Raw genomic sequence first — 1,152 nt, forward strand, 5'->3', positions numbered from 1 at the left:
CACGTCATCCAATATCACAGTCGCAAAACCAGGTGGGTGTGTCAGTACAAAAGTAAATAGGGGCGCGTCAGGTTGGCATTGCCCGAAATTCGGTATGCCGTGCCGCCAGCGCCCAAGCCGTGCGGGCCAACTTGTTGGCTAGTGCACAAGCCACAACATTCGAATGTCGCCGAGTCAACATAGACCTGACCCAATCAGCCAATCGTCCCGTTTGCCGCTCTAGCCGTTGCATATAGGCTCGTGCACATTGCACCAACAATCGTCTAAGATTTTTGTCGCCACGCTTGCTGATACCCTTCAGGTTTGCCCGGCCCCCAGTACTGTACTGGCGTGGCACCAATCCGACTGACGCCGCGAAATCACGACTACATCGATAGTGTTTTCCGTCACCGAGCTCGGCGGCCAACACGCTGGCAGTGATCGGGCCGACACCAGGGATTGTCATCAGACGCTGACCAAGATCGTCATCGCCAAGCTGGCTGGCCAGTTCCTTGTCGATCTCGGCAATTTGCTGCTCCAGATACTTGAAATGGGCATGCAGCCTCTCCAACATGGTAATCAGTCGCGCTGGTAACTCGTGTTCAGCCATCACAGAAGGCAGGCGCTTGATGGCGGCATGACCGACGGGCAGACTGATGCCAAATTCGAGTAAAAAGCCGTGTATCTGGTTCGATGCCTTAACCCGATCGCGCACAAACGATTCGCGCACACGATGCAGTGCTCCCAACGTTTGCTGGCTTTCGGTCTTGGGCGTTACAAACCGCATGGAGGGACGGCAGGCGGCCTCGCAAATAGCTTCAGCATCGATGAAGTCGTTCTTGTTGCTCTTGACGAATGGGCGCACGAATTGAGGCGAAATGAGCTTACTCTCATGCCCAAATTCAGCCAGCCGACGAGCCATGTAATGGGCTCCGGCACATGCCTCCATGACGATGGTGCATACAGGAAAAGTTGCGAGGGATTCGATGAGCTTTGTCCGGTTGAACTTCTTGCGAAGAAGAGCCTTGCCGAACCGGTCTTGACAGTGAATGTGAAAAGAGTGTTTACCGAGATCAATACCAATAAGCGCAACGTTTTCCATGATGGCCTCTCCTGAAAGAAAAACACCCTGTCAGCGTACCGCTCACAGGGTGGGGGTGACCATCTCATTAG

General features: G+C 54.1%; 1 protein-coding gene. It reads right to left on the reverse strand.

Annotation, left to right across the window (positions count from 1 at the left end; translation table 11 throughout):
- Positions 1 to 67 precede the first annotated feature (67 nt).
- Positions 68 to 1,081, reverse strand: a complete 1,014-nt coding sequence (locus PG892_RS22300; protein WP_052815087.1) for an IS110-like element ISAeca3 family transposase — start codon at positions 1,079 to 1,081, stop codon at positions 68 to 70.
- Positions 1,082 to 1,152: the final 71 nt, after the last annotated feature.

Origin of the sequence: Aeromonas sp. QDB68 (genome assembly GCF_027707405.1) — a bacterium.
In the GTDB taxonomy this organism is placed as follows: Bacteria; Pseudomonadota; Gammaproteobacteria; order Enterobacterales; family Aeromonadaceae; genus Aeromonas; species Aeromonas caviae.